This window comes from Alphaproteobacteria bacterium (assembly GCA_030740435.1).
Taxonomy (GTDB): domain Bacteria; phylum Pseudomonadota; class Alphaproteobacteria; order UBA2966; family UBA2966.
Genome location: JASLXG010000166.1, coordinates 1 through 8,166, shown reverse-complemented (window position 1 = coordinate 8,166; position 8,166 = coordinate 1). Strand labels below are relative to the sequence as shown.

The following is an 8,166-nucleotide window of genomic DNA, read 5'->3' as shown; positions in this document are numbered from 1 at the left end:
TCAACGAAACGTCCAATCCGGCATAGTACTTCATGGCTGCTCTCCTTAACGCTTCTTGTGGCTGGAACATCCAGACCACGTTCCAAAAGCTCGGAGAGTAGCCACCCTCAGCGCCGATTACCCCATCTCTGTGGTTGAATCGAATTCCTACCCGTAACGGTGTTCGCGGCCGGCGTCGAACATGGCGACGATGTTCTCCGGCGGCACCTCGGGCTGCAGGTTGTGCACGCTGTTGAGGACGTAGCCGCCGCCTCGGCCCAGTACCTCGATGATGCGCCGCGTCTCGGCCGCCACCTCGGCCGGGCTGGCGTTGGGCAGGATGGTTTGCGAATCGATGCCGCCCCAGAAGGCCAGGCGGTCGCCGAACTCGGCCTTCAGGCGTTCGGGCTGCATGTTGGCGGCCGAGACCTGAACCGGATTCAGCGCCGTCACGCCGATGTCGATGAGATGATCGATGAAATGGTAGGCCGAGCCGCAGCAGTGGAAGCAGATCTTGGCCTTGCTATTGGCCAGCACGGTTTCGGCCATGCGCCGGTGGTGGGGCTTGATCAGGCGCTCGTAGATGCCCTCGGGATCGAACATGCAGCCGTCCTGGGTGCCCAGGTCCTCGCCGAAGAAGACCACGTCGACGTTCTCGGGGCCGGCCGCCGCCAGGGCGCTTTCAGCCACGCCGACCCAGGTGTCGCAAAGCTTCTGCATGATGCGCTGGGCAAGTTCGCGGTTTTTGTAGAGGTCCTTCAAGAAGCGTTCCATGCCGCGCATGGCGTAGCCGCGGTGGACCACGCCGCCGGCGAGATAAAGCACCACGGCCCGGCCCGAGGCGCGGATCCCGGCCACCCGATCGGCCAGGCCGGCGGTGATGGCGGGATCGTCGGGGTCGGGCCAGGCGAAGGCCTCGACGTCGTCGATGGTGGTGGCCGGATCATGAAAGGGGCCGTCCTTGTGCAGATAAGGCGTGTCGTCGGTCTCGGCCGAGCATTTCCAGGTAACGCCGAACTCGTCGATGACGGTGTGTCGGTCGACCTCGCGGGCCTGGCCGCCGGCCGGCGCGCCGGGCTTGGCGCCGCGGGTGTCGATGTCGAAGCGTTCCAGCACTTCCTCGGCCGGCGTCACGGTGCGGCCGAGACGGCGGTGGACCTCGCCCTCGCCGCTGACGCCCAAGTGACGCTTGAGTCTCTCGTAGGCGCCGGCTGTGATCCCGGTGGCCCCGGCGCTGGCGAAATCGATGGCCACGCGGTCGGGTTGCTCATGGGCCAGCGCAGCCAGCAGGCGCTCGCGGTGTGTCCAGGTCATGGGGATTTCCTTTTGTCTTCCCGGTGCCGCCAGCATACACCGCGTGGCGGCGAATTCGGCCGCAACTTGGCATTCCCGTTGCTTTCGCTTTCGTGCTAGGTTGGCGGCAATGAACCAACAAACAAGTTTGACAGGGGGTGGGTGATGACAAAATCCACGAAGCAGGTAATCGCAACGACGGCGTTGGGCGTGGCTTTCGCGCTGGCCGCCATTTCGTCGACGGCGGTCGCGAAGACGGTCTGGAACTACAACGTCTGGGGCGGCAAACGGGCCTTCACGGCCGGTATCGAAACCATCAAGGCGGAGCTCGAAAAAGCCGGCGGCGGCGACTTCGAGATCAAGATCAACTACGGCGACGCGCTGGGTCCGCGCCGGCAGAACCCCGAGAACATCAAGGTCGGCTCCTTCGAGGCCGGGCAACTCTGCGTCGGTTACTACCCCGGCAAGTACCCCTTGCTGTCGGTGATGGAACTTCCCTTCTTGCTGCCGCGTGATCTGCATCAGCGGGCGGCTGTCGAAATGGAAGTGCTGCAGCATCCGGAGATCGTCGGCGAATTGGCCAAGCGCTGGAATTCGAAATTCTTCGGCCCCTCGTTCCTGCCGGCCTATGAGTTCATGGGCAACAAGCGGATCGAGACCGTGGCCGACATGAAGGGCGTGAAGATGCGCATCTCGGGCCTCAACGCCAAGGCGCTGCAGGTCTTCGGCGCCGTGCCCACCATGGTCACCGCGCCCGATGGCTACCAGGCGCTGGACCGCGGCACCATCGACAGCTTCGGATTTCCCTATTCCTACGCCTTCGGTGCCTACAAGCTCTATGAGGTCTCGAAGTACGTCACCGAAGGGCTCGGCATGAGCGGTTTCATGTGCCTGGCGACCGTCAACCTCGATGCCTGGAAGGCAACTCCGGCAGCGGTCAAGGCGGCCATGCCGGGGGCCCAGAAAGCGGCCATCGCGGCCATGATCAAGTCGTACACCACGGCCGACAAGAAATGGATCCCGATCTTCCACGACAAACTGGAGGTGGTGAAGGTGGCGCCGTCCGAACGCGCCAAGCTGGCCGCCGGCGCCGGCAAGATCTGGAAGGAATGGGCCGCCGCGCAGGACGGCAAGGGCCGTCCAGGCAGCGAAATGTTGAAATACGTCCAATCCGTCGTCGCCAAGCACTCGAAGTAGCCCCGACCTGAGCGCAAATCAGGCTGGGGGGTGGGAGAACTTCTCGCCGTAATCGTTTCCACTCTGGTCGTCGCCGGGCTGTTGGCCCTGGTGGCGGCCAGGGCGGAGATGTTTCAACGCGCCTTGGAGAACCTTCTGATCGGCGTCTCGACGCTGATCATCCTCTTCGTGCTGTTTTACGTGCTGGCCGAAGTGGTGGCGCGCTACGTCTTCAACGCGCCGCAGCCTGGCCATCTCGAGGGGGCGGAGCTGTTGCTGCCGATGATCGTCTTCCTGGCCGTCTCGTATACCCAGGCCCGGCATGGCCACGTCGGCATGACGCTGGTGATCGATGCCCTGCCGCCGGCGATCCGGCGGCGCACCGACCTGGTGATTCTGGTGTTGTCGATGCTGACCTGTGCCGTGCTGGCCTATTTCGGCGCCAAGTACGCCTACCAGTCCTGGGATTACGACGACGTCACCATGTCGCCGCCCTTTTGGCCGGTCTGGCCCTCGGCGGCGGCGGTGCCGTTGGGTTACCTGTTGCTGGCGCTGCGCATGTGCCTGCAGGCCTTGCAAATCGTCATGCCCGAGCGCTTTCCCGAGCCGATCAGAGACGACGAACTTCACGTAACCGATTAGGGCCTTGGCATCATGGAACCGGTGACCCTTGGACTGTTGGCCCTGCTGGCCCTGACGGTAGCGCTGATGTCGGGCATGCGCATCGCCTTCGCCACGGCGCTCTGCGGTTTTGCCGGGCTCTGGATCCTGCGCGGCTACACCCCGGCGGCGACGCTGGCCTCGATGATCCCGCACGGCCACCTGACGTCCTATACGCTGCTGGTGCTGCCGCTTTTCATCCTGATGGGCTTTTTCGCCTACTACGCCGGCATCACCCGCGACCTCTACTGGGCGGCACGTCAGTGGCTGGGACACCTGCCGGGCGGCCTGGCCATCGCCACCATCTTCGGCTCGGCCGGCTTCGCCGCGGCCTGCGGCGCCTCGACGGCGGCGGCGGCGGTGATGGGCCGGGTGGCGCTGCCCGAGCTCAAGCGCTACGGCTACGACGACAAGGTCTCGACCGGCTGCGTCGCCGCCGGCGGCACCATGGCGACCATGATCCCGCCCTCGGTGTTGATGGTGATCTACGGATTCATCGCCGAGGAATCGATCGGCGCGCTCTTGCTCGCGGGCTTCCTGCCGGGGCTTTTGGAAGCCTTCAGCTATTCGGTGATGCTGGTGCTGCGCTTCAAGGTCAACCCCGCCCTGGGCCCCCCCATCAAGGGAATTACCTGGCGCGAGCGCTGGGGATCATTAAAGGGCATCTGGGCCATGATCGTGCTGGTCATCCTGGTCATGGGCTCGATCTACATCGGCATTGCCACGCCCAGCGAGGCCGCTGCCGTGGGTGCCGGCGGGGCGCTGCTGCTGGCTCTGCCGCGCCTCAACTTCGGCAAGTTCAAGCACGCCCTGATGGAGACGGCGCGGACCACCGCGCTGATCTTCGCCATCGTCGCGGGGGTTTTGATCTTCGTCCATTTCCTGGGTTTCACCGGCATGCCGGCGGCCCTGGCCGAGACCATCGTGGGGGCCGAGCTGCCGCCCATGGTGATCCTGATCGGCATCCTGGCGCTTTATTTGGTCTTGGGCATGTTCCTCGACGGCATCGGCATGCTGTTGCTGACGGTGCCCATCATCCTGCCGGCGATCAAGGAAATGGGCATCAACCCCATCGTCTTCGGCGTGCTGGTGGTACGCATGATCGAGATCGGCCTGATCACGCCGCCCGTCGGCCTCAACGTCTACGTCCTCAAGGGCGTCGCCCCCGACGTCAAGATGGGCGACATGTTCCGGGGCTGCGGCTGGTTCGTCGGCGTCGACCTGGTCAACGTCGCCATCCTGCTGGCTTTCCCCCAGATCATCCTGTTCATTCCGGAGACGATGTTTAAACTGGGCGGATGATCTCAACAGGTGTCGTCCGGCGTTTGGAAGGTACCCAGGAGATGTCGTCAAAGCCGGCAACCCAAGCCTCTTGTCTCAGCGAGTCGCCCGGGAATCATCTGGACCGTGAGAAAATGGTTGCACCATGGCGTTAGCCTTTTCCGGCCTCAACGTCTACGTCCTCAAGGGCGTGGCACCCAACGTCAAGATGGGCGACATGTTCCGCGGTTGCGGCTGGTTCGTCAGCGTCGCCCTGGTCAACGTCGCCATCCTGCTGGCCTTCCCCCAGATCATTATGTTTATCCCCGAGACCATGATTCGCTGACAGCGCTCAGGCGCCTGATCGTCCGGTTGACTTCTGAAAGTAGATAAAGATCCTCGAAAGAGGGCGGCACCCATTGCCGGGGCGCCGCCCTCATAGGTTCGCATATGTTACCGTCCTACGGTTTGATGTAGGTGTATCCCATCTGCTGTAGATGCGTGAGTTCCGCGACCCCGCTCGGTACGATATCCTCTTTGAAGACATTGAACAGATCATTGTCGTAACTGATTTTTCGTCCCTTCAAGGTGTTGGCGCAGACTTGAAAATCGACGTTCTGGGATTTTAGGCTAGCGACCGCGCCTTGGAGTTTTTCGTTGGTTTTGGCGTTCATCAATAATCCCAAACCGTTGCCATGAAGGACAACCTTGATGTCCATATTGTCGGCGCCAACCGCATTGATGTGGTTCTGAATGTTGCGCATGGCGCCACTGTATTTCTTGTCCTTGTCGCCGCCGACGTAGTTGATATGGTAAACGACTTTCTACTTCCCATAGCGCTCACCGGCATTCGCGCCATTTGCCAGAAGAACAACCGCTGCCAACGCCGCAACAAGGATATTGAATACGCGCATGTGATCCTCCCCATATCGAGTTTCTAACTTCTGTTGTTCGGACTACACCAAAATGACCCGGAATACCGCGAGATCATACTCTCATTGATATTGGTGTTCAATAATTTGATATATACAAAACGAATATGTGCTTGGCGATGATGATTCTCTACTCAAAAGGGGTCACGCACCTCGTTTCGAGGTGCGCTGAGCGAACGACCGCTTTTTGATCCGCCAGCGGACCCGCCTGTCGCCATTTCAAAGCAGCTCCTCGTCGGCCTCGCCGAGCGCCGGAGCCGGGCGCTGGAAGGCGGGCCGGACGCCGTCGAACTTGAGCGGCAGGCCGACCACGCGATAGCCGCCGTCGGGGCTGGTCTGCAGGATGCCGGAGGCCGCGGTCTGCTCGTGGGCCACGGCCTGGGCCAGGTCCTGCAGCGGCGCGTTGGGCACGCCGGCGGCGTCGAGGCGCTCGGCCCAGTGGGCCCGGGGCTGGGTTCTGAGGCGCTGGTTCATCAGCTTGATCAGGGCTTGGTCGTTGGCGTAGCGCGAGGCGCCGGTGGCGAAGCGGGGGTCGTCGAGAAGTTCCGTCATGCCGATGGCCTGGCAGAGCGGCACGAACTGGCTCTCGGAAGCGGTGGTGATCATCAAGAGGCCGTCGGCGGTCTCGAATTCGCCGTTGGGCGCCACGATGGGACCGCGTAAACCCCGGCGCTCGGGCACGTCGCCGTCGGCCTCGAAAAAGGCGAAAGCCATCGACATCCAGGCCAAGCCGGTCTCGAAAAGCGAGGCATCGACGAGGCCGCCCCGGCCCGTCACACCGCGCCGGATCAGGGCTGCCAGGATGCCGATCACGGCCCACATGCCGGTGCCCATGTCGACCACCGGCACGCCGACGCGAGAGGGCCGGCCACCTGTTTCGCCCGTCGTGGCGGCGACGCCTGTGAAGGCCTGGATCAGGGGATCGTAGCCCGGCAGGCTGGAAAGCGGGCCCTCGCCGTAGGCTCCCAGGTTGCAATAGATGACTTGGGGCTTGCGGGCCAGCACGGCTTCCGGCCCCAGGCCGTACTTGTCGACCAGGCCGGGCCGCAGGTTCTGGAAGACCACGTCGATGCGCTCGTCGATCAGGCCCAGCAGCGCCGCCACCTGAGCGGGGTCACGCAGATTGGCGCTGAGCGAGCGTTTTTCCTTGTTGAAGGACTGAAAGACGGCCGAGGTATCGCCCAGCTTCCCCTTGCCCCAATTGCGCGCCACGTCGCCCCCGTCGCTGGGCTCGACCTTGATCACCTGGGCCCCGAGTTCGACCAGCACCTTGCCGGCAAAGGGACCGGCCAGGTTGGAGCAGATCTCCAGGATGGTGATTCCCTCGAGGGGTGCCGTCTCAGCCACTCGGTGGCCCTTTCGTTTCTTTGCCGCTACATGGCTAGCACCCGACAGCGCGAAGCTCAACCAGCGAAAATACCAAAGAGCCCCCGTGGGGCTATCCCGGCCCCGAGACCTACGGCCATAGCGGCAACAGATCAAGCCGCTACTTGACGTTACCAATGTACCATGGTACATCCGCGCCATGAACAAGCGCAAGAAAACGGAACGGAGAATCGACGTGGAACGGGTACAGACCGGCATGCGGCTGGAGAAACGCCTGCTGAAGGTGCTGAAGGCCATGGCCGAATACCACGACATGGCGCTGGGCGACCTGATCGAAGGAATTTGCCTGCACGCCTTCGACGGGGTCCTGCCGTTCGACGATGAGCAGCGCCGGAAGATCGCCAAACTGAAGGAGATCTACGGATTCGACTTGGATTCCTCGGCCAGCCACCGGCTCAACGACGTGGCGGAGGACGCGGCATGAGCGCCGGAGAGGGCCAGCTCGGGCGCCTGGGGCGCCTCCCTGTGGCGCTACGCGTCGCCTTCTGGATGGTCCTGGGGGCCTGCGGCTATGCCGCCATGATCGGCGTGATGAAGCGGCTGTCGGCTGAGTTGAGCGAGTATGTCGTGCTGTTTTGGCGCTATTTCCTGCCGCTGCTGCTGATGGCGCCCTGGCTACTGCCGCGCGGCGGCCTGAAGACCGAGCGCCTGGGGCTGCATCTCTGGCGGGCGCTGCTGATGGTGGTGCGCGGCGGCACGCTGGTGGTGGCCATCAAGCTGATCCCGCTGGCCGAGGCCACGGCCCTGATCTTCACCTCGCCGCTCTTTGCCACCATGCTGGCGGCCGCCTTCCTGCGCGATGCCGTGGGGCCACGGCGCTGGCTGGCCCTGGCCGTCGGCTTTGTCGGCGTGCTGGTGATCGTGCGGCCCGGTCTGGCCGCCATCAGTCCGGCCGCCATCCTGATGCTGGCCTCGGCGCTGACGGGCGCCGGCGTGGTAGTGACCGGCAAGGTGCTGCTGCGCAGCGAAAGCTCGGCCGCCACGGTCTTCTACCTGACGCTCTTCTCGGTGCCCTTCGCCCTGCTGCCGGCGCTTTGGCACTGGGAGTGGCCCAGCCTCGATCTGCTGCCCTGGATGGTGGCGCTGGCGCTGCTGGCCAACACCTACATCTACAGCCTGACCCGCGCCCTCAATATCGCCGAGACCTCGCTGGTCATGCCCTTCGACTTCCTGCGCATGCCGGCGGCCGCGGTGGCCGGGATCATTCTCTTTGCCGAGGTGCTCGACCCCTGGGTCTGGCTGGGCGCCGCCATCGTCTTCAGTGCCACCATCTACATCACCCAGCGCGAGATGAAAGCGGCCAAGAGCGCCACGGGTGCCGCGAACCCGGAGTAAGCCTTTTCGTGATGCTTGAGCCGGTTCACGTCGCGGGGGGTGACGTTAGCCCGTCCCGATGGCCGCCAAATTCGTATGCTCTCATGTTCTGCCTCCTTTGTTTCGATACTTGTATTTATCGATCGGAAAGGAGGGGTAGGTCAGC

The 8,166-nt window shown here is 63.5% G+C and carries 8 protein-coding genes and 1 pseudogene; 6 read left to right on the top strand and 3 right to left on the bottom strand.

Annotation, left to right across the window (positions count from 1 at the left end):
• Window positions 1-147: 147 nt before the first annotated feature.
• Window positions 148-1,293: a uroporphyrinogen decarboxylase family protein gene (locus QGG75_16720; GenBank protein MDP6068876.1), complete on the bottom strand. Its 1,146-nt coding sequence runs from the start codon at window positions 1,291-1,293 to the stop codon at window positions 148-150.
• A 144-nt stretch (window positions 1,294-1,437) separates the two neighbouring features.
• Here QGG75_16720 and dctP point away from each other — a divergent pair, with 144 nt between their 5' ends.
• The 4 genes from dctP to QGG75_16700 all read left to right on the top strand — a co-directional run bounded on the left by dctP (window position 1,438) and on the right by QGG75_16700 (window position 4,714).
• Window positions 1,438-2,469 carry a TRAP transporter substrate-binding protein DctP gene (gene dctP / locus QGG75_16715; GenBank protein MDP6068875.1) on the top strand — a complete coding sequence of 344 codons (1,032 nt, stop codon included), beginning with the start codon at window positions 1,438-1,440 and terminating at the stop codon, window positions 2,467-2,469.
• Between the two features lie 30 nt (window positions 2,470-2,499).
• Entirely contained in the window at window positions 2,500-3,090 is a 591-nt protein-coding gene (locus tag QGG75_16710) for a TRAP transporter small permease (protein ID MDP6068874.1), read from the top strand.
• A gap of 12 nt (window positions 3,091-3,102) precedes the next feature.
• On the top strand, window positions 3,103-4,410 hold the full coding sequence (locus tag QGG75_16705) for a TRAP transporter large permease (GenBank protein MDP6068873.1): 1,308 nt from the start codon (window positions 3,103-3,105) through the stop codon (window positions 4,408-4,410).
• Window positions 4,411-4,534: 124 nt separating this feature from the next.
• On the top strand, window positions 4,535-4,714 hold the full coding sequence (locus QGG75_16700; protein MDP6068872.1) for a hypothetical protein: 180 nt from the start codon (window positions 4,535-4,537) through the stop codon (window positions 4,712-4,714).
• A 115-nt stretch (window positions 4,715-4,829) separates the two neighbouring features.
• On the opposite strand, the pseudogene QGG75_16695 reads toward QGG75_16700, so the two are convergent.
• Both QGG75_16695 and QGG75_16690 read right to left on the bottom strand, forming a co-directional pair.
• Window positions 4,830-5,282: pseudogene (locus QGG75_16695) on the bottom strand (DsrE family protein).
• Between the two features lie 237 nt (window positions 5,283-5,519).
• Complete coding sequence (locus tag QGG75_16690) at window positions 5,520-6,647, bottom strand: CoA transferase (GenBank protein ID MDP6068871.1); 1,128 nt, start codon at window positions 6,645-6,647, stop codon at window positions 5,520-5,522.
• 178 nt (window positions 6,648-6,825) lie between these two features.
• On the opposite strand from QGG75_16690, the gene QGG75_16685 reads away from it, so the two are divergent.
• Both QGG75_16685 and QGG75_16680 read left to right on the top strand, forming a co-directional pair.
• Window positions 6,826-7,110: a hypothetical protein gene (locus QGG75_16685; GenBank protein MDP6068870.1), complete on the top strand. Its 285-nt coding sequence runs from the start codon at window positions 6,826-6,828 to the stop codon at window positions 7,108-7,110.
• The gene (locus QGG75_16680) at window positions 7,107-8,021 is read left to right on the top strand and encodes a DMT family transporter (GenBank protein ID MDP6068869.1); all 915 of its coding nucleotides are present in this window, start codon (window positions 7,107-7,109) and stop codon (window positions 8,019-8,021) included. The genes QGG75_16685 and QGG75_16680 overlap by 4 nt, the downstream gene beginning before the upstream one ends.
• Window positions 8,022-8,166: the final 145 nt, after the last annotated feature.